Source organism: Mycobacterium sp. IDUB_1 (assembly GCF_055419625.1).
This window is the reverse complement of record NZ_JBVAYA010000001.1, coordinates 1243806-1270448: the sequence shown is the minus strand read 5'-3', so window position 1 is coordinate 1270448 and position 26643 is coordinate 1243806. Positions and strand designations below refer to the sequence as shown.

The window sequence follows — 26643 nt, the reverse complement described above, 5'->3', positions numbered from 1 at the left end:
CTATCGTCACTCCGGTGAGCACTCCGCCCGGGCCGCCACCGCCGCCGCCCCCCTACGGACCGCCGCCGCAGGGCCCGGACGGATACGGGCAGTACCCCCAGTACTCCCAGTACCCCGGGCCGCCACCGCCCCCTCCGATGCCCTACCAGGGATATCCGAGCCCGTACCCGCCGCCGCCGAAGAAGAGCCGGACGAAGTGGTGGCTTCTGGGCGGCCTCGCCGCGGTACTGCTGCTCGTCATCGTCGGCGGTGTGGTCGTGTGGGGTGTGGTCAATTCCGGCAACGTCACCGCCACCGACGTCAAGGTCGGGGATTGCCTGTCGGAGATCCCCACCGGCGACAAGGTGATGCGGGTACAGACCACGGACTGCGCTCAGACGCACGCCGGCGAGGTGTTCGCCGTCCTGAACATGCCCGACGGTGACTTCCCCGGCCAGCCCGCCGTGGAGGCCTACAGCGAGAAGTGCGGCCCCGAACTGGCTAGCTACTCCCCCGCCTCGATGACCGACAACACCGTGCAGCTGTACGTGCTGTACCCCACCGCCGAGACGTGGGCCAGCGGCGATCGCGCGGTGACCTGTGTGGCGACGCTGAACCCGCCGCGCGCCGGTTCCATCAAGGGCTGATCGGGCGATTGGCGGGACCTCTAGTACCGTCTAGCGCATGACTTCGGTGCAGTACGACGCGGTCATCGTAGGGGCCGGATTCGCCGGGATCGGGGCCGCCATCCAGCTCAAGCGGATGGGCTACGAGAACTTCGTGATCCTCGACAGGGAAGACGACCTGGGCGGCACCTGGTACGTCAACCACTACCCCGGGCTGGCGGTCGACGTGCCGACCACCACCTACTCGTACTTCTTCGAGCCGAACCCGAACTGGTCGCGGCTGTTTTCCACCGGCTCCGAGATCAAGCAGTACGCCGACGACGTCGCCGACAAGTACGACGTCCGCCGCCACATGCGGTTCAACGTCGTGGTCTCGGGAGCCCGGTGGGACGAGGAGGCCGCCTGCTGGCAGGTGTCACTGGGCGACGGCGAGACGCTGTCGGCGCGCTACCTGTTCACTGCGACGGGCTTCCTGTCCCAGCCCCGCCTGCCCGAGATCCCCGGCATCGAGACGTTCGAGGGCCGGGTGTTGCACACCACCGACTGGGACGACTCGTTCGATCCGGCCGGCCAGCGCATCGCCGTCATCGGCACCGGTGCGACCGCGGTGCAGCTGATCCCCGAGCTGGCCAAGACCGCCGCCGACCTGACCGTCTACCAGCGCACGCCGATCTGGGTCGCCCCGAAGCTCGACTTCCGGATCTCCGAGCGCACCAAGCGGATCTTCGCTCGAATCCCGTTGGCGCAGCGCATCGTCCGCGTGATCACCGACACGATCTACGAGATGATGATCAACGTCGGCGTGGTCCACTACCGGGTGCCGCTCAACCGCCGGCTGAACATCTCCGCGATGGACCTGTGCAAGATCAACCAGTTCATCCAGGTCCGCGACAAGGAACTGCGTCGCCGGCTCACTCCCGACTACGACATCGGCTGCAAGCGGCCCACGTTCTCCAACAGCTACTTCCGGACGTTCACCAAGCCACACGTGCACCTGCAGAGCGACGGCATCGACCACGTCACAGCCGACGGGATCGTCAACGCCGACGGCACGAAGACCGACATCGACACTCTCGTGCTGGCCACCGGGTTCGACCTGTGGGAAGCCAACTTCCCCGCCATCGAGGTGATCGGCCGCGACGGCCGCAACCTCGGAAAGTGGTGGCGGGAGAACAGGTTCCAGGCCTACCAGGGTGTGTCGATGCCCTACTTCCCGAACTACCTGTCGCTGGCGAGCCCATATGCGTTCCTCGGATTGAACTTCTTCAACACGATGGAATACCAGATGCGGCTGATGGACCGGCTGTTCGGTGAGGTCAAGCGCCGCCGCGCCACGACGTTCGAGGTGACCGAGGCCGCCAACGCCGAGTATCTGGACCGGATGACCGAGCTGCTCGGCGACTCCCTGTGGAAGCTGGGCAACTGCGCGAGCTCGCGCTCCTACTACTTCAACCCGCACGGCGAACCGAGCCTGCTGCGGCCGATGTCGACGAGCACCGCGATCCGGGAAGCGTCGGAATTCCCCTTGAGCGACTACCAGATCAGTTAGGACTACTGTGCCGCAACAGAATTCACGGGCCGCCAAGACCGCAGGCCTCGCGTTGGCCGCGACCGGCCTGTCGCACTTCGTCGCCCCGCAGATCTACGAGGGCATGACCAAGGCCGCGTTCCCGACCAACACCCGCAGCCACGTGTATGTCGACGGCGGTGTCGAGACTGCGCTCGGGCTGGGCATCGCCGCGCCCAAGACACGCAAGCTCGCCCTGGTCGGGGTGCTGGCCTACCTGCTGTACCTCGGCGGGAATGTCATCCGCCAGAAGTAACGTCGGAGTGTGAGCACGCCGGGGTTGCAGCGCCGTCTCGGCACGGTCGACACCGTCGTACTCGGTCTCGGCGCCATGATCGGCGCCGGTATCTTCGTCGCGCTCGCGCCCGCCGCGGCCGTGGCAGGCACCGGGCTACTGATCGGCCTGGCGATCGCGGCGGTGGTCGCCTGCTGCAACGCGCTGTCGTCGGCGTGGCTGGCCGCACGGTACCCGCAATCCGGCGGCACCTATGTGTACGGCCGCGAACGCCTCGGCCCGTTCTGGGGACACACGGCCGGCTGGAGTTTCGTCGTCGGCAAGACGGCGTCGTGTGCGGCGATGGCGCTGACGGTCGGGCACTACGCCTGGCCGGCGCACGCGACGGCAGTCGCCGTGGCGTCGGTGGTGGCGCTGACGGCGATCGGCTATGCGGGCGTGCAGAAGTCGGCGCTGCTGACCCGCATCATCGTCGGCGTGGTGCTCGCCGTGCTGGTGCTCGTGGTGGCACTGATCGTCAGCGGCGGCGATCCCCAGGCCGGCCGCCTGGCCGGTGACGACCCGTCGCCGTACGGCGTCCTGCAGGCCGCCGGGCTGCTGTTCTTCGCATTCGCCGGATACGCACGGATCGCGACGCTGGGCGAGGAGGTCCGTGACCCGGCCCGCACCATTCCGCGGGCGGTGACGATCGCGCTCGGCATCACGCTGGTCGTCTACGCGGTCGTGGCCGTCGCGGTGCTCGCCGAACTCGGCAGCGCGCGACTGGCCGCCGCCGATGCGCCGCTGTCCGAGGCGGTCAGGTCCGCCGGTTTCAGCAGCCTGACCCCGATTGTCAGCGTCGCCGCGGCGATCGGTGCGCTGGGTGCGCTGCTGGCGCTGCTGCTCGGCGTGTCACGAACCTCGCTGGCGATGGCCCGCGACCACTACCTTCCGCACGCGTTGGCCGCGGTGCATCCGCGCCACCGCACGCCGCACCGCGCCGAACTGGCGGTCGGCGCAGTCGTCGCGGTGGTCACCGCGCTGGTCGACGTGCGCGGGGCGATCGGCTTCTCGTCGTTCGGCGTGCTGCTGTACTACGCGATCGCGAACGCTTCGGCGTTCACGCTGGGCCGCCGCATGGTGCCCGCAGTCGGCCTGATCGGCTGTCTCACGCTGGCTTTCACGTTGCCGCTGAGTTCGGTGGTCGCCGGCGCAGTGGTGGTGGCCGTGGGGATGGCGACCTACGCGGTGCAGTCGCGGTCTGCGCGCTAGGAAGCTGATCGCCCGCCGTTATGTGAACACCCGGCCCGCGAGCCCGGCAGGGAGCGATCGCGCCTCTGTGTGAGGATGACGACAACCGAGTGTCGGATGACGTCGAGGAGATCACGTGCCAGGAACCGTTCTAGTGACCGGCGGGTTCGGCCTGGTCGGTCGTGTGACCGTCGCGCGGCTCACCGCGATCGGGCATCCCGTGATCGTCGCGGACCTCGACACCCCAGCCAATAGAGCACTCGCGGCCACGTTACCCAGCACTGTTCGAGTGGCATGGGTCGATCTCACCGATCGAGAACAGACGACTCGAGCGATCACCGACGCCGCACCGGCAGTCATCATTCACCTCGCAGCCGTCATCCCCCCGGGCATCTATCGCAACCGGACGCTGGCACGCCGAGTCAACGTCGAGGCGACGCGCACCGTGGTCGATATCGCGCAATCCCAGCCGAAGCCACCGAGATTCGTTCAAGCGTCGAGCAACGCCGTCTACGGTTCGCGCAATCCCCATCGTGCGACCGGACCAGTCACCGCCGATATGCCGATGCGCCCGTCGGATCTCTACAGCGCCCACAAGGCCGAAGCGGAATCGATCGTGCGCAGCTCAGACCTGGAGTGGGTGGTGTTGCGCCTCGGCGGCGTCCTGAGTGCGGACCCGAAGGCCATTCCTTTCAGCACCGATGCCCTGTACTTCGAAAGCTGCCTGCCCGCGGATGGCCGGATCCACACCGTCGATGTCCGCGACGTGGCGTTCGCGTTCGCGGCGGCCGCCACCGCTGACGTCGTCGGTGAAACACTTCTGATCGCGGGTGACGATTCCCACCGCCGAGTGCAGGCGGAGGTCGGGGCCGAGCTCGCCGCGACTCGCGGGCTCGTCGGAGGATTGCCGACGGGGCGCCCGGGAAATCCGGACAGCGACGACGATTGGTTTGTCACCGACTGGATGGACACCGCTCGCGCGCAACAGGCTTTGGGCTTTCAACACCACACGTGGTCGGACATGCTCACCGACGCGCGTCGAAACGCGGGCCTCAGTCGTCACCTCCTGCGCCCCGCAGTCCCGATCGTTCGCGCGCTGCTGGCTCGCCGATCTGCCTACCGCGGACAGCCGGGCACCTACGCTGATCCCTGGGGCGCCATCGGCCGTAGAATCGGAGATCCGTCCCCCGACACCCCCAGCACCTAGCCCCTGGATACTTCGATGGCGACGCTGACGATCCCTGCAGGGGTCATCTCGGCTGCACAGCAGACTGCTCAGATGGTGACCGGCCTGGCCGGTATCGATGTCGACGTCGAGGAACTCCTCGCTGGTCGCGCGACGCTCCTCGGCGTGGCCCCTTCGAACACTGTGTCGGCGGGGCGTGCGACGCATCTGATGAGTTCTGCCGACGAATGGTGTGCGCTGTCGTTGGCGCGCGCCGAGGATGTCGAAGCGGTGCCCGCGTTGGTCGAAGAGGACGCCGTGGGCGCGGACCCATGGGGCGCAGTACGAGATCGATTGCGAGTCATCGGTACACGGGCTTTCGCCGAACGCGCACGCCTGCTGGGCCTGCCGGTGGGCATGTTGGGGGAGACCGCGCCGGCCCCGCCGAACGTTCGTCGCGCCGGACGACGTGCGTCGCCGCGCCCGCTGTCCGACCTGCTGGTCGCTGACTTGTCCTCGATGTGGGCAGGACCGCTGTGCGGCCGACTACTCGCACGCGCGGGAGCCACAGTGGTGAAGGTGGAGAGCCGGCGTCGACCGGACGGCACGCGAGCCGGATCTGCGCAGTTCTTCGATTGGGTGAACTGCGGCAAACTCTCGTATCTCGCCGATTTCGATCATCACGAGCGCCTCGTCGATCTGCTCAGTGCGGCCGATGTCGTCCTGGAATCATCCCGTCCGGCGGCACTGTCCCGACGGGGTCTGGGTCCGGACGACGTACCCTCGCGCGACGGTCGGGTGTGGCTGCAGATCACGGGCCACGGGGGCACAGGTGAGCAGGCCGACTGGGTGGCGTTCGGCGACGACGCAGCAGTTTCGGGTGGCCTGGTCGGCGGCACCGCACAAGCGCCCACGTTCTGCGGCGACGCCATTGCCGATCCGTTGACAGGTTTGGAAGCCCTACGCGCGGTCCTCGAGGCGCTGAAGCGCGGGGGCGGCGAGGTGATCACCATGGCGATGAGTGCCGTGGCCGCACAGTACGCACAGGTGGCGGGAGAACGCGCAATCGCCTGCACAGCAATGCTTTCGGTGACCGAGGCGGCTCCCCTGGCGGGCGCGGACAATGCGCTCGTCGACCGCATCGTGACCGAGCGCTTGGCGGCGACGTGCTGATTCGCCGGGCCGCACTGCTCGACGGCACCATCGTCGACATCCGTCTGGGGACCCTGATAGACGAGGTGTCACCCTCATTGCACTCCCTGCGGGGCGAAGTGGTCGTCGATGCCGACGGCGCCATGGTGCTTCCAGGTCTGCATGATCATCACCTTCACCTGCGGTCAGCAGCGGCAGCATTGGTATCAGTGCGGTTGAGTCCTGATGTGGTGCAGGGTCTTCCACAGCTGGCACGCGTGTTGCGAACGTCGGCGGCCGGCACAGATGGATGGATTCGCGCGGTCGACTACCACGAATCCGTCGCCGGCCCCCTGGACCGCGACCTGCTCGACCGAATGTGCCCGGCGGTCCCCCTGAGGATTCAGGATCGGAGCGGGGTCCTGTGGACGCTCAACTCGGCCGGCCTCGCACGCATCGGGGCTCACGATCACCCCGACGGCAGACTCCGCAGCGCCGACATCCAGTGGTCGCGAGAACTGCCACGCCTCGACGTCGGATTGGGAGACCTCAGCGCCACACTCAGCTCGTATGGCGTCACGGGGGTCACCGATGCAACCCCGGGGCTCGAACCTGCCGAGGTGGCAGAGCTTCACGAGGCCCACCGACGTGGTGAGCTCGCGCAGAGGGTGCACTGCCTTGCCCCGGGCAAGCGCATTCTGCACGACGACGACCTCGACCTCGAGGCCCTCACACAATGGATCATCAAGCGCCACAACGCTGATCATCCCGTCGCGCTGCACTGCGTCACCGCGGCCCAACTGGTTGTCGCGCTCGCCGCACTCGCATCTGCGGGCCCTCACCCGCACGATCGCATCGAGCACGCGGCCGTCGTCCCGGATGCCACCATCCCCGATCTCGTCGCTGCCGGGGCCACCGTCGTGACACAGCCCAACTTCGTCGCCGAGCGCGGAGATCACTACCTTCGCGACATCCCAGCGGCTGAGCACCACGAGCTCTGGCGAGTGGCCTCCCTGCGCAGCGCGGGTGTTCCGGTCGCCCTGTCGACCGATGCCCCGTTCGGTCACTCCGATCCCTGGGCCACGATGCGGGCCGCGGTCGATAGGAAGACGCCCTCCGGTGCCGTCCTGGCAGCCGATGAAAGGGTCGATCCGACAACGGCTTTGACGATGTTCCTGGGCGAACCGACCCGGCCGGCGGTGCAACGTCGAGTCGAGCGGGGATCCCCTGGGGACCTGTGTGTGCTGTCGGCCCCACCGCGGCAGGTCATCTGCGAGCTGGATGCTCAGATGGTCACCGCGACGGTCGTCTCGGGTCGTCTCGTGTTCCACCGATAGCGTCGCGTGCCCGCGTGTTGTGGTCGATGTCATCGACCAAGCCCCACTGCAGCGCGGTTCCGGCGTCGAGAGTGCACCCGGACAGCACGAGATACGCGGTGCGCCAACGGCCGATGCGCCGGGTGACGCTCACGGTACCGCCGGCGCCCGGGAGCAAACCCAGTTCCAGTTCTGGAAGGCCGAGTACCGCGTCAGGATGACACACGAGACGTCCGCAGAACGCCGCCATCTCCAAGCCACTGCCCATGACATGTCCGTGCACCTCAGCACGGCAGCCCGTACCCAGTCTGGCGGTGAGCTCTGCCAGTGCCAGGGCTGGGCTGTAACGGGTTCGGGCGAAATGCGCGGTCACCGGATCGGAGAACTGACCGAACTCGGCCAGATCACCGCCACTGCAGAAGGACGGGCCGTTCCCTGCCAGCACCACCTCACGGACAGAGGTATCGAGCACGGCTACATCGAGAGCTTCGAGGAGGCCGGCCCTGGCTCCGTTCGAGAACGCGTTGTGCCGCGTAGGGCGGTTGAACGTGATCGTGATCCGATCGTCCTCCCGGTACGAGATGACTGGTTGAGCGGTGTCGAGCGCCGTGGCCGGGCCGCGCTCAGCCAGCCACCGGCTGAACTCCTGGCCCGCCTGCAGAGTGGAGTACGCCAGGGACTCGGTGATCAGGCCGCTGAACACGGATCCCGCCGGATCGAGAGCCCGAACGACGTCGTCGCACAGTGCGGCGGCCTGCGGCCAGCGGGCGACCCGGGCAGCGAGGTCGGCCACAGTCGCGTCGACATCTGCCACCGTCACCACCCGGCGGTCCTCGGTGGGCCGCTCGGTCAGCGAGAATGTCGCATCTTGAGCAGTTTCGGCGTCGACAAGCGCGCCGTCGACGATCCGGACATGCCTCATCCGCATTCGCCCAACACACCGCCAGGGTAGGCGATGCTCGACACCTCAGGGCCGGAAGCGGTGTCCCATCCCGGCTTCGGTGAGCAGGTGCGTCGGATTGGACGGATCGTCTTCGAGTTTGCGGCGCAGCTGGGCGAGATACACCCGGAGGTAGTGCGACGACTTCGCGTACGTCGGACCCCACACCTCGGTCAGCAATTGCTCACGGGTGACCAGCTTCCCGCTGTTGCGGACCAGGATCTCCAGGATTCCCCACTCGGTCGGTGTGAGGTGGACCAGTGCACCGTTCTTGGTGACTTCTTTTTTCGCCAGATCGACTGTGAACGAGGCTGTTTCGATGACAGGCTCACTGCTGGGGCCCGCCGCCGAGGACCGGCGCACAGCGGCCCGCAGCCGGGCCAGGAATTCGTCCATGCCGAACGGTTTGGTGACGTAGTCATCGGCCCCGGCATCGAGGGCGGCCACCTTGTCCGTGGCGTCGGTGCGAGCCGAGAGGACCAGCACGGGTGCGGTCAACCAGCCACGCAGACCGGCCAGCACGTCGATCCCGCTCATGTCCGGAAGCCCGAGATCGAGCACCACGACGTCCGGACGGAAATCCGCTGCCAGGCGCAGGGCTTCGGAACCGGTCGCCGCGACCTTCACGTCATAACCGCGGACCGACAGGTTGATCCGCAACGCGCGCAGGATCTGGGGTTCGTCGTCGATGACGAGAACCCGCGTCATCGCTGCCCCTCCTTCGGAGCCGCGAGGTCGATCTCGACGGTGAGACCTCCGCCGGGGGTGTCACCGACGGAGATCGAACCGCCCATGGCCTCGACGAAGCCGCGGGCGACGGAGAGTCCGAGACCGACACCGCTGCTGTTGTCCTGATCGCCCAACCGCTGGAAAGCCTCGAAGATCTGCTCTTCGCTGCCGCGGGCGATTCCCGGCCCCTCGTCGGCGACGGCGATCAGCACGCGGTCGCCCACCCGGCCCGCGGTGACGCGGACGGGACCGTCGGGCGCGTAGCGCAGGGCGTTGTCGATCAGGTTGGCCAGCACGCGTTCGAGCAGACCTCCGTCGGCCATCACCACCTGGTGTCCCACATCGACTTTCACGCGATCGACCTGTTCGGCGCGGCCGTAGCCGGTGACTCCGCGGCTGATGCCGACCAACGCGCGCTGCACTGTCTCCTCCAGATACACGCGGTTCAGCTGGGGCCGGACCACACCTGCTGCCAGCCTCGACGAGTCGAGCAGGTTCCCGACGAGCGCTGTCAGCTGATCGATCGATTCCTCGATCGTGGCCAGCAATTCGGCGGTGTCGTCGGGAGAGAAGGCGATGTCGGTGCTGCGCAGGCTCGACACGGCTGCCTTGGCGCCGGCGAGCGGGGTGCGCAGATCGTGGCTCACTGCTGACAGCAGAGAGCGTCGCAGCTCGTCCGCGCGCGCGATGCTCTCGGCTTCGCCGGCCTCTTCGGTGAGTTCTCGTTGACGCACCAGGCCGGCGGCCTGCTTCGCGACCGCGGTCAGCACCCTGCGGTCGCGGGCTTGCAGTTTCTTGCCCGCGAGCAGCAGCCAGAACTCGTCGTCGCCCACTTCGATCGCGGTGTCGGCCGTGTCGACGTCGACGCACGGATCGGCGCCCACGCAGCCGACGATCGCCTCGACGTCGTCGTCGCCGCGTCGCAGCAGGCTGACGGCACGCTGCGAATAGGTTTCCCGCACCTTCTCCAACAGGGTGTCCAGGTCGGCGCCCCGCAGCACCGACCCGGCGAACAGGGCCAGCAGTTCTGCTTCCTGGGAGGCGCGCCGAGCCTCGCGGCTGCGGTTGACCGAACTGTCCACCAGAGCCGCGACGGCGACGGCGACCATGAGGAGAACGACGACGGTGACGGCGCTGTCGGGCTGGGCGATCGTGAAGGTGTACCGGGGTTCGACGAGGAAGTAGTTCAGCAGGAGTCCGGACAGCGCCGCCGACAACGCGGCGGGTGCGACACCGCCGAGCAGTGCGACGACGAGCACTCCGATGAAGAACAGTGCGCTTTCGCCGTTGACGTCCAAGAAGGTGTCCAGGACGCCGACGATCAGGGCGCAGATCGCCGACGGGACGATCACTGCGGCCAGCCACGACGCGACGTGGCGGCTGCGCGGCGCCAGCGATGGCCACCGGAATCCCTGCGCGGCCTCCGGGTGGGTGACCATGTGGACGTCGATCTTCTCCGAGTCCTGGACCACGACCGCGCCGATGCCCTCGTCGAAGATGCGTGCCCAGCGCGAGCGCCGGGAGGTGCCGAGCACCAACTGGGTGGCGTTCATCTCGCGGGCGAAGTCGAGAAGGGCGGCGGGGACGTCGTCGCCGACCACGGTGTGCAGCGTCGCGCCGAGGCTGGCCACCAGTTCACGGACCTTCCCCATGTGCGACGCGGACACCCCGGAGAGTCCGTCGCCGCGCACCACGTGCACGACCATGAGCTCCGCGCTGGACTTCGACGCGATGCGGGAGGCGCGGCGGACGAGGGTCTCCGATTCGGGGCCACCGGTGACCGCGACGACGACGCGCTCGCGCGCCTCCCAGGTCGCGGTGATGTCGTTTTCCTCGCGGTACTTGGCGAGCGCCGCGTCGACCTGATCGGCCAGCCACAGCAGCGCCAACTCCCGCAACGCGGTGAGGTTGCCGCGCCGGAAGTAGTTGCTCAATGCAGCGTCGATGCGTTCCGGCGCGTAGACATTTCCGTGGGAAAGCCTGCGGCGCAACGCCTCCGGCGTGATGTCGACCAACTCGATCTGATCGGCCGCCCGGACCACTTCGTCGGGCACCTTCTCCTGCTGCTCGATACCGGTGATCTGGGTGACCACATCGTTGAGGCTCTCCAGGTGCTGGACGTTCACCGTGGTGACCACGGTGATGCCGGCGTCGAGGAGCTCCTCGACGTCCTGCCAGCGTTTGGTGTTCTTGCTTCCCGGCGTGTTGGTGTGCGCCAACTCGTCGACGAGGACCACCTGCGGCTTGCGCTCGAGTATCGCGGGCACGTCGAGTTCGGGGAATTCGCTACCGCGGTAGGAGATGTAGCGCGGCGGGATGACCTCGATGCCCTCGAACAGTTCGGCGGTCTTCTTGCGGCCGTGCGTCTCGACCACACCGGCGACCAGATCGGTGCCCCGCTCGATGCGCCGGTGGGCCTCCCCGAGCATCGCGTAGGTCTTGCCGACGCCGGGGGCTGCGCCCAGGTAGATACGCAGCTCCCCGCGTTTCGGCTTGTGGCCGGCTGGGGTGGACGTGTCCGGCACGCTGGCATCAGCTCCTGGCGGGGTACTGCTGGTCGAGGGCGAGGTTCAATTCCAGCACGTTGACCCGGGGCTCACCGAAAAACCCGAGCGTCCGCGAGGACGTGTGGTCGGCGACGACGGCCTCGATCTGCTCCGGGGATGCCCCGCGCGCCCTGGCGACCCGCGCGACCTGCAGCTCGGCGTAGGCCGGTGAGATATGCGGATCGAGCCCGCTGCCGCTGGCGGTGACGGCGTCGGCGGGCACCGCCGGATCGGCAGGCGCACTGCCGCGGATCGGGACGATCCGGCCCGAGCTGTAGTCCTCGCCCGTTTTCGCGCACTCCACACGGACGCCCTCGTAGGTGGTCAGGAACGGCGCCGACGTGGTGTCGCACGATTCGTTGACGCTGACCACCCGGGTCGGGTCGACGACATCGCCGCTCAGATCGCGCGGGCCGAACACCGACAGCACCGCGCCCACTCCACCGCTGGTGCAGAACGGACGCGATCCGTCCACTCCGTCGACGTCTCCGATCGCCGTGCTGCGCGAGCACACCGTCGTGAGGAGGCTGGGTTTGTCGGGGGTGTCCACGATGCTCTCCGGGCCCAGGTTGCTGGCGCTGGTGGCCAGCGGGTCATAGCCGTCCCCGGCGGCTGACGGTCGGCTCTGGAAGTACTGCGGCAGAGCGTTTCCGTCGGAGTCGGTGAACGATTGCCCGATGAGGTTGCTGCCGACGGGCTTTCCGTTGGCCTCGATGATCGAGCCGTTCGCCTTGTCCGAGAGTCCGGGGATCTGCGCCAGCAGCCAGATCACCAACGGGTAGGCGATCCCGAGGATCACCGTGAAAACGAGCAGCGCGCGCAGCGCAGCCCAGTGCTGCCGAACGAGATTCGAGATGTTCATGGTCACATTCCTGGGAAGAGTTGGACGACGAGATCGATCAGCTTGATGCCGATGAACGGCGCGACGATCCCCCCGATTCCGTAGAGGGAGAGGTTGCGGCTCAACAGCTTCGACGCGCTGCTCGGCGTGTAGCGGACACCGCGCAGCGCGAGCGGGATGAGCGCCACGATCACCAGGGCGTTGAAGATGACCGCCGAGAGGATCGCCGACTGCGGGTTGTGCAACCGCATGATGTTGAGCAGATCGAGGCCCGGGAACAGGCCCACGAACAGCGCGGGGATGATCGCGAAGTACTTGGCGATGTCGTTGGCGATGCTGAACGTCGTCAACGCGCCGCGCGTGATGAGCAGCTGCTTGCCGATCTCGACGATCTCGATCAGCTTGGTCGGATCGGAGTCGAGATCGACCATGTTGCCGGCCTCTTTGGCCGCCGACGTGCCGCTGTTCATCGCGACGCCGACGTCGGCCTGCGCCAGGGCGGGTGCGTCGTTGGTGCCGTCGCCCGTCATCGCGACCAGCTTGCCGCCGGCCTGCTCCTTCTTGATCAACGCCATCTTGTCTTCCGGCGTCGCTTCGGCCAGGAAGTCATCGACACCGGCTTCATCGGCAATCGCCTTGGCAGTCAAGGGGTTGTCGCCCGTGATCATCACGGTGCGGATACCCATGCGGCGCATCTCGTCGAAGCGTTCCCGCATGCCCTCCTTGACGACGTCCTTGAGATGGATGACGCCGAGAACCCGTGCGGCACCGCCGCGCACCTCACCGACGACCAGCGGTGTGCCGCCTGCGGCGGAGATGCCGTCGACGATGTCACCGAGCTGGGCCGGTACCTCGCCGCCCTGGGTGCGCACCCAGTCGGCGACCGAACTGGCAGCGCCCTTGCGGAGCTGGTGGTCGTCGGTCCCGTCTGTCAGGTCGACGCCCGACATCCTTGTGGTGGCGGAGAATTCGATCCAGGTGGCGTGGGCCAGTTCTCCCGGGGTGCGCGCGCGCAGTCCGTACTGCTGTTTGGCGAACACGACGATCGAGCGACCCTCGGGGGTCTCGTCGGCCAAGCTGGACAGTTGCGCCGCGTCGGCGAGCTGATCGTCGGTGACACCGTCGACCGGCACGAAGGCGGCTGCCTGCCGGTTGCCCAACGTGATCGTTCCGGTCTTGTCCAACAGCAGGGTGTTGACGTCGCCGGCGGCCTCCACGGCGCGTCCCGACATGGCCAGCACGTTGCGCTGCACGAGGCGGTCCATCCCGGCGATACCGATGGCGGACAGCAGCGCGCCGATCGTCGTCGGGATGAGGCACACGAGAAGCGAGACCATCACGATGCCGGTGACGCCGTTTCCGCCCAGCGCCAGGCTGTCCGGAACGCCCGGGTTGTTCGCCTTCGAATAGATCGCCAGCGGTTGGAGGGTCGCGACGGCGAACACGAAGATGATCGTCAGGGATGACAGCAGGATGTTCAGCGCGATCTCGTTGGGAGTCTTCTGCCGGTTGGCGCCCTCGACGAGCGCGATCATCCGGTCGATGAAGCTCTCGCCCGGCTTCTGCGTGATGCGCACGACGATCCGGTCCGACAGCACCGTGGTGCCGCCGGTGACGGCCGACCGGTCGCCACCGGATTCCCGGATCACCGGCGCCGATTCTCCGGTGATGGCCGATTCGTCCACCGAGGCAATGCCTTCGACGACATCGCCGTCGCCGGGGATCACCTCGCCGGCCTCGACGACCACTGCGTCGCCCTGCTGCAGCAGCGGAGCGGCCACCGACTCTTCCACGTCCTCGCGGATGGGCCCGCCCGGCTGCCAGTCCACCAACCGGCGGGCCATCGTCGAGGTCTTGGTCTTGCGCAGCGATTCCGCCTGCGCTTTTCCGCGGCCCTCCGCGACAGCTTCGGCCAGGTTCGCGAAAACGACTGTGAGCCAGAGCCAGATGACGATCAGCACGCCGAACCACGTCGGATCCACGATGACGAGAATCGTGCTCCAGACTGCGCCCAGTTCGACGATGAACATGACCGGGTTACGCCACAGCGTGCGCGGGTCGAGTTTGGCCAGTGCACTGGGCAGGGATTTACGGATCATCGCCGGATCCAGCAGACCGCCCTGGATCTTTCCCTGCGTTGACGACGAGGACTGCTTCTGGTGCGCGGCCTCGATGGTGGTGACAGACATCAGTGGATTCCTTCAGCGAGGGGCCCGAGCGCGAGCATGGGCAGGAAGGTCAGAGCGACCAGGATCAGGGTCACGCCGGCGACCATGCCGACGAACTGTGGCCGGTGGGTGGGCAGCGTGCCGATCGACTCTGGCGTCTTGCCCTGCCGGGCAAGCGAACCGGCGAGTGCGAGGGCGAAGATGATCGGCAGGAAGCGGCCGAAGGCCATTGCCAGGCCGAGCGCGGTGTTGTACCACTCGGTGTTGACGCTGATGCCCGCGAAGGCCGAACCGTTGTTGTTGCCCGCAGAGGTGAAGGCGTACAGGACCTCCGAGAGTCCGTGGGGGCCCGTGTTCAACATCCCATGGCGCTGCCCGGGCAGCGCCATGGCAACGGCGGTACCGGTCAGCACGATCAACGGCGTGATCAGGAAATAGGTTGCGGCCAGCTTGATCTCGCGGGGGGTGATCTTCTTCCCGAGGTATTCGGGGGTGCGGCCGACCATCAGCCCCGCGACGAACACCGTGATGACAGCGAGGATCAACATGCCGTACAGGCCGGATCCGACACCGCCGGGGGCGACCTCGCCCAGCTGCATGTTGAACATCGTCATCATGCCGCCGAGGCTGGTGTAGGAATCGTGGAACGAGTTCACCGCGCCCGTCGACGTGAGTGTGGTCGATGCGGCGAACACCGCCGAATCAGCTACTCCGAAGCGCTGTTCCACGCCTTCCATCGCTGAGCCTACTGCTGTCGGCACGGTGCCATGGGCCTGTAGCTGGAACAGCATCGTCAGACTGACGCTGATCGTGGCGATGACGCCCATCACGGCGACGATCGCGTACCCCTGCTTGCGGCTGTCGACCATGCGGCCGAACGTGCGGGGAAGCGAGAAGGCGATCACGAGCAGCAGGAAGATCTCTATCCAGTTGGTCCACGTCGTCGGATTCTCGAACGGATGCGAGGAGTTCGCGTTGTAGAAGCCACCGCCGTTGGTGCCGAGCTCCTTGATGGCTTCCTGGCTGGCGACCGGTCCGCCGGGGATCGTCTGCTGGGCGCCCGCGAGGGTGTTCACGACCTGATCGTGGAGTGCGAAATTCTGGATCGCGCCACCCGCGACCAGGACGATCGCGGCGACGATGGAGAGCGGCAGCAGGATGCGAATGCTGCCGCGCACCAGGTCGACCCAGAAGTTGCCGAGTTCGCCGGTGTTGCGTCGAGCCAGGCCGCGCACGAATGCCATCGCCACGGCCATGCCGACGGCGGCCGAGACGAAGTTCTGCACCGCCAGTCCCGCCATCTGCACCAGATGGCCCTGCGTGGACTCTCCGGAGTAGGCCTGCCAGTTCGTGTTGGTGACGAAGCTGACCGCGGTGTTCCACGCCAGCGCCGGCGTCATCGGGGTGGCCGGGTCGTTCAGATGCAGCGGCAGTCTGCCTTGCACCAGTTGCAGAGCGAACAGGAACAGGATGCTGACCGCCGAGAAAGCGAGCACGCTGCGGGCGTATGCGCCCCAGGTCTGCTCAGCCTTCGGATCGGCACCGATCAACCGGTAGATCACGCGCTCCCCGCCGAGGTGCTTCTCGGAGGAATAGACGCGGTACATGTAATCACCCAGCGGCACGTGGACGGCCGCCAGCGCGACGACGAGCGATGCGAGGAAGAGGATCCCCGCGGTGGTACTGCTCACTAGAACCTCTCGGGAAACAGTAGGGCGGCGAACAAGAAGAGCGCGACCAGGATCGACAGCACCAGGCCGACGATGTTCTCGAAGCTCATAACTTCTCGACCAACTTCTGCACCAGGCCGAGGACGGCGAAGACCGCCACCGTCAGCGCGACGAAGATGACCAGTGACAAGGGGTCAGACACGGGGTTACTCCCACACGAGTGCAGGCCCGCGGATTTCACAGGCCTTCCACACTTTCTGCCTAGCCGGTCGCAAGGGCCAGTGTCTTTACGACTTTTTGACGCCGCCCATGCGCTCCTTTACGGCTTCCTTCCGTTACGCCCGTTTCTGTCCTCCCGACAGGGTCGCAACCACCGAAGGACCGAGGTTGCTCACACGAGAGTGATCCAGGACACAACCAGGTCCTTGGCCTACCGAAAGTCGGACCCGAGTTCGCTGATGACCGTCGTCGAGGAGCTCCGGGACACAGTCGGAGACCGGCATCGCGGCCTTTACGGGTGCCGACGGACCGTGACCGGCACCTCCGGCGCAGTCGAGATGTTGTGGTGGACGGTTGACACCGGGATGTCGGAGATTCGGGCGGTCAGCCCTGCGAACCCACCAACGTAGCCGCCGCGCCGGCCATGTGCTCGCGCACGGTGGCCGCGGCGGAATCGGCATCGCCTGCCTCGATGGCCTCGACGATCGTCAGGTGGCGATGGACGTCCATGTTCTTCAGAGCACGGTCCACCCCGGCGAACATGATCGACATCCGGATGCTGCCCTCCAGCGACGACCAGGAATGCACCAGCGTCTCGTTGCCGGTGAGCTGGCACATCGTCCGGTGGAAGCGCAGATCGGCCTCGATGCGGTCCTCCAGGTTCGACGCCGACCACCGGTCCATGTCGTCGACGGCCTTGCGCAGCGCCGCCCCGGCGTCGGCGCGGTCGTCCCGGCCGGCCAGCAGCGTGGCGGCCAGCGACTCGAGAGCGGCGCGGACGGCGAAGATGTCGGCGATCTCCTTGGCGTCGAGGTGGCGCACCGACAGCCGGCCCCGCGCGCCCGCCGAGATGAGACCCTCCTGTTGGAGTTGACGCATCGCCTCGCGCAGCGTGCCGCGGCTGATCTGCAGCGCCTCGGACAGCTCGGTCTCCACCAGGTGGGTGCCGGGAGTGAGCTGCCCCGTGGTGATGGCGCGCCGCAGCGCGGTGAGCGCCTGCTGCCGCAGGGAGGTTTTCTCCAACCTCAGCAGCGACGTGGCGTCGACCGACATGACGGACTCCCTGATTGTCAACATTTGGCTGTCGACATTGAATCCTACAGTCGCTCGAGCACCGTCGCGACGATCCGCGCGGTCGACAGGCCGTAGCGGTCGTGCAGCGTGGGCAGCGCGCCCGCGTCGAGGAACTCGTCGGGCAGACCGATCGGCGTGATCCGGGCGCCCAGGCCGCGCCGTGCCGCCATCGCGGCGACGGTCTCGAAGAGACCCCCGACCACGGTGTGGTTCTCACACGTCAGCACCAACCGGTCCGAATCAATCTGCGCTGCAACGGTATCCGCGTCGAACGGTTTGATGGTCGGGCTGTGCACCACGGCGACGTCCACGTTGTGGCCGGCCAGCTGCTCGGCCGCCTGGAGCGCGCGCATGGTCATCAACCCCGACGAGATCAGCACGACGTCGGCTCCGTCGCGCAGCACCTTCGCCTTCCCGAGCTCGAAGCGGTAGTCGTACTCGTCCAGCACGGTGGGCACATTCCCGCGAAGCAGCCGCAGGTACGTGGGGCCCGGGTGTTCGGCGAGCTGCGGCACGGCCTGGGCGATGTCGACCGAGTCGCACGGATCGACGATCGTCAGATTCGGCATGCCCCGAAAGATCGCGATGTCCTCGGTCGCCTGGTGCGACGGACCGTAACCTGTTGTCAGACCGGGTAATCCGCCGACCACGTTGACATTGAGGTTGGGCTCGGCGATGTCGAGGCAGATGAAGTCGTAGGCGCGTCGCGCGGCGAACACCGCGTAGGTCGAGGCGAACGGCACCAGCCCGGTCTCGGCCATGCCCGCCGCGGCGCCGAACAGCAGCTGCTCGGCCATGCCCATCTGGAAGAACCGCTCGGGGAAGGCCTGGGCGAAGATGTGCATGTCGGTGTACTTGCCCAGATCGGCCGTCAGCCCGACGATGCGCTCGTCGCGCTGGGCGGCCTCGACCAGGGCGTGCCCGAACGGCGCGGGCGTGGTCTTCTGCCCGGGGTCGGCGAACGATGCGATCATCGCCGAGGTCTTGAGTTTGGTTGCAGAGGTCATGCCGGCACTCCTCGGTAGCCTTCGGTCAGTTGATCGCGGCAGATCTGCCACTCATCGGCGTCGATGCGCATGAAGTGCGCCTTCTCCCGCTGCTCCAGCATCGGCACCCCTCGGCCGATCCTGGTGTCGCACAGGATCACTGACGGCCGTCCGTGATCAATGCGGTCGAAGGCGCCCAGGAGTGCGTCGACGTCGTTGCCGTCGACGCGCTGCACATGCCAACCGCATGCCGCCCATTTGTCGACGACGGGTTCGGTGCGCAGGACCCCGATGGTGGGGCCGTCGGCCTGCAACGCGTTGATGTCGACCATCGCGATCAGGTTTCCGAGCGCGTGATGTGAGGCGCCCATCGCGGCCTCCCAGGTCGACCCCTCGTCGAGCTCACCGTCGGACAGGAAGTTGATCACCCTGGCCGTCGACCCCTGGTGACGCAGCCCCAATGCCATCCCCACCGCCACGGTGAGGCCGTGACCCAGTGATCCGCCGGAGATCTCCATACCCGGTGTGTAACTTGCCATTCCGGACATCGGCAGTCGAGAGTCGTCGGATCCGTACGTCTCGAGTTCGTCGACTCCGATGATGCCGGCCTCCGCGAGTGCGGCGTACAGGCCGATCGCGTAGTGACCGGTCGAGAGCAGGAACCGGTCGCGGCCCTCCCAGTGCGAATCGTCGGCGCGGTAGGTGAGCTGATCGGCGTAGACCGCGGCGAGCATGTCGGCGGCCCCGAGGGCCTGGCCGACGTAGCCCTGCCCCTGCGCTTCACCCATGTTCAGGACGTGGTGACGCATCCGGTAGGCAGCGTCACGCACCCGTTGCGCGCGCATCAGGCGGCCATCGCGGGCTGCTGGCCGGCGGCGACGTCGGCGGCCTTGCGCTCGGCCGGGCCCCACGTCTCCCGGGTGATCAGCGCGGCCCAGAGTCCGATCGCGGCGTAGACCGAGAACAGCACCGCCGGCCCGACCCAGCCGAAGCCCTCGTAGAGCAGCGTCGTGATGAACGGGGTGAATCCGGAGACCATCGCCGAGATCTGGTAGGCCAGTGAGGCGCCGGAGGCGCGGGTGTTCGCGGTGAAGAGTTCGGGGAACCAGGCACCCTGCGCGCCGGCGAGGGCGTTCTGACACACGCTGTATGCGATGACGAAGGTCGCGACGATCAGCACCAGCAACCCGGTGTTGACCAGTAGGAACATCAGCACGCCGAAGGGGATCGCGAAAGCGCACACGCCGATGTAGACCGGCCGCCTGCCGATTTTGTCGGTCAACCGCGCCCACGCCATCGTGGCGAAGATGCCGAGGAACGACGCGACGCACAGCGCGACGAGGGTCTCGGTCTTGGTGGCCAGCTCGGCGCTCTTGAGGTAGCTGATCATGTAGGTGATCGAGACGGCGTAGCCGGCCGTCTCGGCGATCCGAAGACCGATGCCGCGCAGGATGTTTCGCCAGTCACGCTTGACCACCTCGACGATCGGCGCCCTGACGATGTCGCCCTTGTCCTTCACGTTCTCGAACACCGGCGACTCGGGCACCTTGGCGCGGATGATCAGACCGACGATCACGAGCACGATGCTCGCCAGGAACGGCACCCGCCAGGCCCAGTCGCCACCGAGGTGGACGCTGACCAGGAAGACGAGGTTGGCGAGCAGCAGCCCGACCGGAAAGCCGGCCTGCACGATGCCGGTGTAACGGCCCTTCTGCTTCCACGGGGCGTGCTCGTAGCTCATCAGGATGGCGCCGCCCCATTCGGCACCGAAGGCCAGACCCTGGATGATGCGGACGGTCACCAGCAGGATCGGCGCCGCCACACCGGCCATGGCGTAGGTGGGCAGCAGACCGATCGCGAACGTGGCCAGTCCCATGACGATCAGCGAGGCGACGAGCACCGGCTTGCGGCCGACCTTGTCGCCGAGGTGGCCGCCGATGATGCCGCCGAGAGGGCGCGCCGCGAAGCCGACGCCGAGCGTCGCGAATGCGGCCAGCGTGCCGGCGACCGGGCTGGAGTTCGGGAAGAACGCGGTGCCGAAGTAGAGCGCCGCGGCGGTCCCGAACCCGATGAAGTCGTAGGTCTCGATCACGGCACCGACCCCGGAACCGATCGCGACTCGTTTGGCGTCCTTCGTGCCGTGCACCGGACCCCGCATCGTCAGAGCGTCATCGCTCATGATGGCCATCCTTTCAAAGATCCGCGTCACTGTCGACGGTCAACAGTGCGCTGCGTCACTGAGTGTGAGCCCGCGCACAGCCATTGTCAACAGTCAACATAAACGGCCTGTCGATAGTTGACTGTTGACAGTCAACTCGGTTATTGTGGCCGCTATCACAGGAGGTGACATGACCGAAGTGCACTCCCGGCTCGGCTGCTCGACGATCAGCTTTCGCCACCAACCACTCGACGAAGCCGTCGCGACGATCGCCGACCTGGGCTTTTCCGAGATCGACCTCGGCGCCCTGCCCGGCGTCTGCGACCACGTGCCCTACGTCCTCGACGAGGCGGCGGTACGGCAGGTGGCCGCGACCGTCGCCGCCTCGGGCCTGCGCGTCCGCTCGATCAACGGCGACATCGGTGACCTGAACGCGGAGCTGTCCCCCGACCAGGCCGCCGCGCGGCGCCGGCATCTGGACATGCTCGTGGCGCTCGCCGCCGCCACCGGGGCGCGCGCATTGGTTCTGCCGTGCGGCGCGCTCTCCCACTCACCGCTGGTGTCCCTCGACGACGACCTCGACCGGGTGGCAGATGAACTCATCGCCGCCGCGCACGTCGCCGCCGCCGCCCGGGTCGAGCTGTGGACCGAGTCGCTGCACTTCCACCGACTCTGCTGCGACATCGCCCGCGCCCAGGCGCTGACCAGCCGCTTCGGCGCCGAAGTCGGCATCGTCATGGACTTCAGCCACATCGTCGCCTCCGGTGGGGACCCGCTGGACTTCGTCGCCCGCTTCGGTCCCCGCATCGCGCACGTCCACATCCGCGACGCCGTGCCCGGCAACATCAATCTCTCCGTCGGCAACGGCGCCGTCGATTTCGCCGGCGGCCTCAAAGCCCTGGCAGACGCGGGCTATCACGGCCACTTCTCGCTGGAGCTGGAAACCCGCGACATCACCCATGACGACCGACCCGAGGCGACGGCCGCTGCCGCGCATCTGATTTCCGAACTGATCTAGGAGACACCCATGAGAACCGCAGTGATCACCGGCGCCACCTCCGACCGTGGCATCGGCATGACCGTCGCCCAGCGCTACGCCCGGGAAGGCTGGGCCGTCGTCATCCTCGATCTCGACGGCGAGAAGTCGGCCAAGGTGGCCGCGGAGATCGGCAACCAGTACGCGGTACCCGCGTTCGGCTGCGCGATCGACGTCACCTCGGAGGAATCGGTGGACGCCGCCCAGCAGGCCGTCGCCGCAGAGGTGGCCTCGGGCAACCTCCCGCCGGTCGGCGCGCTGGCCAACATCGCGGGCATCACCTCACCCGTCCCGTTCCTCGAGACCACCCTCGAGCTGTGGAACACGGTGATGGCTGTCAACGCGACCGGCACCTACCTGGTCACCAAGGCCTTCCTCCCCGGCATGATCGAACAGGGGTGGGGCCGCATCGTGAACATGTCCTCGGTGTCGGCGCAGCGCGGTGGCGGCGTGTTCGGCAAGGTGCCCTACTCGTCGGCCAAGGCTGCGATCCTCGGCTTCACGAAGGCACTCGCCCGCGAGGTCGCCGCCACGGGTGTCACCGTCAACGCGGTCACCCCCGGCGCGGTCGACACCAACATCCGGGTCGGCTCTACCGATGAGCAGGAGGCCAAGCTGGCCGCCGACATCCCCGTCGGCCGGACCGCCACCACCGAAGAGATCGCCGCGGTGATCACGTTCCTGTCCGGCGACGATGCGAGCTACCTCACTGGCACCACCGTTGACATCAACGGAGGCAGCCACATTCACTAGAGTCTCGGGAATGCCCGCCGCTTGGATGTTCCTCGCCTGGAAGCGTGTCGATTCCCGAGCTGACCCGTCCTTCGTCGTCGCGCCCGACGAGCGGCTGAGCTGGCCCCGCACCATCGGACTGGGCGCCCAGCACGTCGTCGCGATGTTCGGCGCGACGTTCCTGGTCCCGGTCCTGACCGGCTTCCCGCCGGCCACCACGCTGCTGTTCTCGGGTGTCGGCACGGTGCTGTTCCTGCTGATCACCGGCAATCGACTGCCCAGCTACCTGGGGTCGAGTTTCTCGGTGATCGCACCGATCACCGCGGCGGTGGCCTCCGACGGCGCAGGGAGTGCACTCGGTGGCATCATCGCCGTCGGCGTGCTGCTGATGATCGTCGGCGCCGTCGTGCACGTCGCGGGCACCCGCTGGATCGACCTGACGCTGCCGCCCGTCGTCACGGGGGCGATCGTCGCGTTGATCGGGCTGAACCTGGCGCCGGTGGCCAAGCAGAACTTCGAGAAGGGCCCGGTGCTCGGGGTCGTGACGCTGGTGCTGCTGGTCGCGGTGCTCGCGTTCTTCCGCGGCATGATCGGCCGGCTCGCGATCTTCCTCGCGGTCGCAGCGGGATATGTGCTCGCGCTGATCCTCGGCCAGATCGACACGTCGGGCATCGCGGCCGCGCCCTGGATCGGGCTGCCGCAGTTCCAGACTCCGACGTTCTCGCTGTCGGTGCTGCCGCTGTTCCTGCCCGCCGTGGTCGCGTTGATCGCCGAGAACATCGGCCACGTCAAGTCGGTGGGACAGATGACGCAGCGCGACATGGATCCGCTGATGGGCCGGGCACTGGCCGCCGACGGCGTGGCCACCACGCTCGCCGGGTTCGGGGGCGGCTCGGCCACAACGACCTACGCCGAGAACATCGGGGTGATGGCCGCGACCCGCGTCTACTCGACCGCGCCGTACTGGGTCGCCGCCGGGGTCGCGATCCTGCTCTCGTTGTGCCCCAAGGTCGGTGCCGCGATCTCCGCCGTGCCGGCAGGGGTGCTCGGCGGCGCGACGGTGGTGCTCTACGGCCTGGTCGGCATTCTCGGCGTGCGGATCTGGCTGACCAATCACGTGGACTTCTCGCTACCGGTGAACCAGATGACCGCGGCCATCCCGCTGATCATCGGTATCGCCGACTTCACCTGGACCGTGGGCGGTCTGCAGTTCACCGGGATCGCGCTGGGCTCGATCGCCGCGCTGATCGTCTACCACGGCATGCGACTGCTGGGTCTCAGGACGGCGACTAAGGCTTCTGCCGATTCCGCTGATCCCGCGCCGGAACCCCGTTGACGCCCTCGATCGACTGCGCGTAGCTGCCGACTGCTGCCGCAGCGGATGACGCCATGACGCCCAATGCTCGTCGGTCGACGTTGTCGATGGTGTCGCCGCGGCGGTGATAGTTGGGGTCGAACGCGGCGCCGGCGCGACCGCCCCAGATGCGCGCCTGCACCTCGGATTTGGCCTGCGACGTCCCGGTGGTCAACCCCCCGACCGGCACCCCGGCGGCGACGAACGGCGCGTAGTCGGTACCGCTCGTCAGCGGCATGTCGGCCGGCCGCACGCCCTGGTCGTAGAGCCGTGCAGCCAGCGTGCGCTCGATGCCCGCCGATCCGTCCGGCAGGCGCCGAACGCCGGCCCCGGTCTGCGCGGACTGATCACCGTCGAGCGTGAAGTACCCCGCGTTCGGTGAGCCGATCACGTCGAGGTCGACGTAGAGCGCGATGTCGGCCAGTTCGTCGGGGTTCAGCGCGCGCAAAAAGGCGGCCGAACCGTCAGCCGACAGCTCGCCGCCACCCCAGAAGGCGAAGCGAACTGCGTTGCCGGCGTTCGGTTTCGGACCCATCTGCAGAGCGGTCTCCAAGACCGCCCCGACGCCGGAGCCGTTGTCGTCGATGCCGGGACCGCCGGCCGCACCGTCGAGGTGCGCACCGACCACCACGACGTTGTCGGTACTGCCCGCCGAGGTCTGGGCGATGACGTTGCGCGACGTCGTCATCACCGGCTTGTTGTCGAGCACCAGCGTGACGGGGGCGCCGGTGCGCCTCAGCGCCGCATCCGCGGTCGGATCGATGACGCCGACGGGAATCGACATGCGTTGGTAGTAGCCGGGAGTGAACAGGCCGGCAGGTGCTCCGACCGGTCGGCTCGGGGTGGCCTGACTGACGACGAGGACGCCCACTGCACCGGCGGCTGCGGCCGCGTCGTGTTTGGCGACGACCGAGCATCCGCTGTCGTCGACCACCGCGATGGCACCCTTGATGGCGACGCCGGTGTAGTCGGTGGCGGCACAGCCGGCGGCCGCGCGGGGCCGCAGGGTCACCGCCTTGAGCCCGCCGGGCGCGGTGGTGAGCAGCAGCGACGCCTGGTCGACGCGGAACGTGCGACGGCCGACGGTCAGCGCCGGTCGCCCGCCACTGGAGCCCGATAACCGTTGGAACTCCGGTGTCTGCACGTCGAAACCCTTGTCGCGTAACGCCTTCGCGACATAGTCGACGCTCGCCTGGTAGCCCGGCGTGCCGTCGGCACGGTTGCCGTCGTGTCCGTCGGCGACCTTCTGCAACTCGACCAGATGGCGATACACCCCGTCAGCGGTGACCTGCTGGGCCAACTCGGAGGCCAGATCGGGAGGCGGCGCCGCACTCTGCGACGAGCACGCCGCCACGACGACGGCCAGTGCGGCCAGCGCCGCCATGGCCGCCTTGGCCGAGCCCGTCATGATTCGCGCAGGACGTGGCGGGTGCGGTCGTCGCGAACCGGAATTCCATTGCGGCCGCTCTGATCCTGTGCGTAGAACCCGACGGCCCAGCCGACTCCGCTGCCGTTGATTCCCATCGCGGTGCGGTCGATGTGATCGAGGGTGTCGGACGCCTTGTGGTAGTTCGGGTCGAACGGCTGATCGGCCTGCCCACCCCAGAGCTTCGCCTGGTCGGCGGTCATCTTCTCTTCCGCACCGGAGAACAGCCCGCCGGAAGGCACTCCGGCGCGGGTGAACGCATCGTAGTCGGACCGGCCGTCGAAAGACGTGTCCTGCGCCTGCTTTCCGGCGCGGTCCAGGTAACCCATGAGGGCGCGCTCGATCCCCGCCGACCCTTCGGGTACCCGCGGGACCGGCCCGTTGCCCGGCGCGGTGGACTGGTTGCCGTCGTAGGTGAAGTAGCCCGGATTGGGCGAGCCCAGCATGTCGAAGTTGAGGTAGAGCGAGATGTCTTTGAGCTGTTCCACATTCAGCGAGTTGACGTAGTTGTAGGAGCCCAGCAGTCCGAGTTCTTCGGCACCCCAGAACGCGAACCGCACCGCGTTGGCGACCTGCGGTGAACTTCCCAGTTGCAGAGCAGTTTCCAGGACCGCGGCGGTTCCCGAACCGTTGTCGTTGATCCCCGGACCCTCGGGCACGCTGTCCAGGTGCGCGCCGACCATGACGACGTTGGCGGTGTTGCCGGTCTTGGTCTGCGCGATCACGTTGCGGGTCTTCTCGGTCCGCACCCCGGCGTTCATCCTGATGGTGGCCGCGTCGCCGGCTGCCTCGCGCAGCCGCGGCCCCTCGGCCTTGGCGACGCTGATGACCGGGATCTTCACGTCGGTGCTCTCGCCGAGTGTGCCACCGGTCATCTCGCCGTCGGCGTTGTTGACGACGATGAGCGCGACGGCACCGCGTGACGCGGCGGCGGTCTGCTTCTCGCCGAACGGACAGGAGCCGCGGTCGACGACGACGACGGCGCCCCGGGTGGGCAGCCCGTCGTAGTCCTCGGCGGTGCAGCCCGGGGTGTCCTCGACGCGGGCCGCGACGATCGGTCCGGTCACCCCTGCGCCAGGCGCGCCGACGGTGTACTCGAGAGGCCGCGCGGTGACCTGGTCTTCGCCGGAACCGCCCGTGACCGTTAGCTTCGGCGCGTCCGCCCATGGCAGCCGGACCTCGAATTCCGGAGTCTCCACATCGAAGCCCTTGTCGCGCAGTGCCTTTGCCACATAGTCGACGCTTGCGGAGTAACCGCCGGTGCCCAGCGCCCGGTTCCCGCCGTTGGCGTTGGCGATGTCCTGCAGCGCCGTGAGATGCGCCATCGTCGCGTCGACGGTGACCTTCTTGGCGAGGGCATCGGCGAACTGCGCAGCCGCGCCGGCGTCGACCGACGGCGATGCGGAGCTGGAAGGGGACTCAGCGGGGGCAGGTTGGCTGTCGCGGCTGCATCCGCCGCCGACAAGGAGTGCGACGGCGAGCAGGATCGCCAGCCGCAGTCGGGTGTGGGTCACC

Annotated in this window: 24 protein-coding genes; 10 read left to right on the top strand and 14 right to left on the bottom strand. The window is 67.6% G+C overall.

From position 1 onward, the window contains the following. Window positions 1–14 precede the first annotated feature (14 nt). From ACZYYX_RS06365 to ACZYYX_RS06335, 7 genes are all read left to right on the top strand, one after another. Complete coding sequence (locus ACZYYX_RS06365; RefSeq protein ID WP_463813585.1) at window positions 15–626, top strand: septum formation family protein; 612 nt, start codon at window positions 15–17, stop codon at window positions 624–626. A gap of 37 nt (window positions 627–663) precedes the next feature. Beyond that, window positions 664–2154 (top strand): flavin-containing monooxygenase, encoded by a 1491-nt coding sequence (locus tag ACZYYX_RS06360; RefSeq protein ID WP_463813584.1) that lies wholly within the window; start codon window positions 664–666, stop codon window positions 2152–2154. A gap of 7 nt (window positions 2155–2161) precedes the next feature. Continuing rightward, window positions 2162–2428 (top strand): hypothetical protein, encoded by a 267-nt coding sequence (locus ACZYYX_RS06355; RefSeq protein WP_463813583.1) that lies wholly within the window; start codon window positions 2162–2164, stop codon window positions 2426–2428. Window positions 2429–2503: 75 nt separating this feature from the next. Continuing rightward, on the top strand, window positions 2504–3658 hold the full coding sequence (locus ACZYYX_RS06350) for an APC family permease (protein ID WP_463814826.1): 1155 nt from the start codon (window positions 2504–2506) through the stop codon (window positions 3656–3658). A gap of 115 nt (window positions 3659–3773) precedes the next feature. Continuing rightward, window positions 3774–4844, top strand: coding sequence for an NAD-dependent epimerase/dehydratase family protein (locus ACZYYX_RS06345; RefSeq protein WP_463813582.1), 1071 nt, complete (start codon window positions 3774–3776; stop codon window positions 4842–4844). Between the two features lie 15 nt (window positions 4845–4859). Then, window positions 4860–5975 (top strand): CoA transferase, encoded by a 1116-nt coding sequence (locus ACZYYX_RS06340; RefSeq protein WP_463813581.1) that lies wholly within the window; start codon window positions 4860–4862, stop codon window positions 5973–5975. Further along, the gene (locus ACZYYX_RS06335) at window positions 5969–7270 is read left to right on the top strand and encodes an amidohydrolase family protein (protein ID WP_463813580.1); all 1302 of its coding nucleotides are present in this window, start codon (window positions 5969–5971) and stop codon (window positions 7268–7270) included. The genes ACZYYX_RS06340 and ACZYYX_RS06335 overlap by 7 nt, the downstream gene beginning before the upstream one ends. On the opposite strand, the gene ACZYYX_RS06330 is transcribed toward ACZYYX_RS06335, so the two are convergent. From ACZYYX_RS06330 to ACZYYX_RS06275, 12 genes are all read right to left on the bottom strand, one after another. Next, window positions 7227–8171: an enoyl-CoA hydratase/isomerase family protein gene (locus ACZYYX_RS06330; protein ID WP_463813579.1), complete on the bottom strand. Its 945-nt coding sequence runs from the start codon at window positions 8169–8171 to the stop codon at window positions 7227–7229. The two genes, ACZYYX_RS06335 and ACZYYX_RS06330, sit on opposite strands and share 44 nt — an antisense overlap. Window positions 8172–8216: 45 nt before the next feature. Next, window positions 8217–8897, bottom strand: coding sequence for a response regulator (locus tag ACZYYX_RS06325; protein ID WP_463813578.1), 681 nt, complete (start codon window positions 8895–8897; stop codon window positions 8217–8219). Then, the gene (locus ACZYYX_RS06320) at window positions 8894–11443 is read right to left on the bottom strand and encodes an ATP-binding protein (RefSeq protein ID WP_463813577.1); all 2550 of its coding nucleotides are present in this window, start codon (window positions 11441–11443) and stop codon (window positions 8894–8896) included. Before ACZYYX_RS06320 ends, ACZYYX_RS06325 begins: the two co-directional genes overlap by 4 nt. A gap of 7 nt (window positions 11444–11450) precedes the next feature. Continuing rightward, on the bottom strand, window positions 11451–12326 hold the full coding sequence (locus ACZYYX_RS06315; protein ID WP_463813576.1) for a potassium-transporting ATPase subunit C: 876 nt from the start codon (window positions 12324–12326) through the stop codon (window positions 11451–11453). Between the two features lie 2 nt (window positions 12327–12328). After that, window positions 12329–14494 carry a potassium-transporting ATPase subunit KdpB gene (gene kdpB / locus ACZYYX_RS06310; RefSeq protein WP_463813575.1) on the bottom strand — a complete coding sequence of 722 codons (2166 nt, stop codon included), beginning with the start codon at window positions 14492–14494 and terminating at the stop codon, window positions 12329–12331. Further along, complete coding sequence (gene kdpA / locus ACZYYX_RS06305) at window positions 14494–16164, bottom strand: potassium-transporting ATPase subunit KdpA (protein WP_463813574.1); 1671 nt, start codon at window positions 16162–16164, stop codon at window positions 14494–14496. The genes kdpB and kdpA overlap by 1 nt, the downstream gene beginning before the upstream one ends. Next, entirely contained in the window at window positions 16164–16253 is a 90-nt protein-coding gene (locus tag ACZYYX_RS06300) for a potassium-transporting ATPase subunit F (RefSeq protein ID WP_463813573.1), read from the bottom strand. The genes kdpA and ACZYYX_RS06300 overlap by 1 nt, the downstream gene beginning before the upstream one ends. Next, window positions 16250–16345 (bottom strand): potassium-transporting ATPase, encoded by a 96-nt coding sequence (locus ACZYYX_RS06295; protein ID WP_463813572.1) that lies wholly within the window; start codon window positions 16343–16345, stop codon window positions 16250–16252. The genes ACZYYX_RS06300 and ACZYYX_RS06295 overlap by 4 nt, the downstream gene beginning before the upstream one ends. A 401-nt stretch (window positions 16346–16746) precedes the next feature. Further along, entirely contained in the window at window positions 16747–17415 is a 669-nt protein-coding gene (locus ACZYYX_RS06290) for a GntR family transcriptional regulator (protein WP_463813571.1), read from the bottom strand. Window positions 17416–17459: 44 nt separating this feature from the next. Continuing rightward, window positions 17460–18443 (bottom strand): transketolase family protein, encoded by a 984-nt coding sequence (locus ACZYYX_RS06285; protein WP_463813570.1) that lies wholly within the window; start codon window positions 18441–18443, stop codon window positions 17460–17462. Continuing rightward, entirely contained in the window at window positions 18440–19267 is an 828-nt protein-coding gene (locus tag ACZYYX_RS06280; RefSeq protein WP_463813569.1) for a transketolase, read from the bottom strand. The genes ACZYYX_RS06285 and ACZYYX_RS06280 overlap by 4 nt, the downstream gene beginning before the upstream one ends. Next, complete coding sequence (locus ACZYYX_RS06275; protein ID WP_463813568.1) at window positions 19267–20601, bottom strand: MFS transporter; 1335 nt, start codon at window positions 20599–20601, stop codon at window positions 19267–19269. The genes ACZYYX_RS06280 and ACZYYX_RS06275 overlap by 1 nt, the downstream gene beginning before the upstream one ends. A gap of 169 nt (window positions 20602–20770) precedes the next feature. On the opposite strand from ACZYYX_RS06275, the gene ACZYYX_RS06270 reads away from it, so the two are divergent. From ACZYYX_RS06270 to ACZYYX_RS06260, 3 genes are read left to right on the top strand one after another with little or no spacing between them, the layout of a single operon-like run. Continuing rightward, window positions 20771–21598, top strand: a complete 828-nt coding sequence (locus ACZYYX_RS06270) for a sugar phosphate isomerase/epimerase family protein (RefSeq protein WP_463813567.1) — start codon at window positions 20771–20773, stop codon at window positions 21596–21598. Window positions 21599–21607: 9 nt separating this feature from the next. Continuing rightward, a complete protein-coding gene (locus ACZYYX_RS06265) occupies window positions 21608–22369 on the top strand; it encodes an SDR family NAD(P)-dependent oxidoreductase (protein ID WP_463813566.1) in 762 nt (253 codons plus the stop codon). Window positions 22370–22394: 25 nt separating this feature from the next. Continuing rightward, window positions 22395–23684, top strand: coding sequence for a uracil-xanthine permease family protein (locus tag ACZYYX_RS06260; protein WP_463814825.1), 1290 nt, complete (start codon window positions 22395–22397; stop codon window positions 23682–23684). Here the strand turns inward: ACZYYX_RS06260 and ACZYYX_RS06255 are convergent. Beyond that, entirely contained in the window at window positions 23638–25110 is a 1473-nt protein-coding gene (locus tag ACZYYX_RS06255) for a M28 family peptidase (RefSeq protein WP_463813565.1), read from the bottom strand. The genes ACZYYX_RS06260 and ACZYYX_RS06255 overlap by 47 nt on opposite strands. After that, window positions 25107–26642, bottom strand: a complete 1536-nt coding sequence (locus ACZYYX_RS06250; protein ID WP_463813564.1) for a M28 family metallopeptidase — start codon at window positions 26640–26642, stop codon at window positions 25107–25109. Before ACZYYX_RS06250 ends, ACZYYX_RS06255 begins: the two co-directional genes overlap by 4 nt. Between the last annotated feature and the right edge of the window lies 1 nt (window position 26643).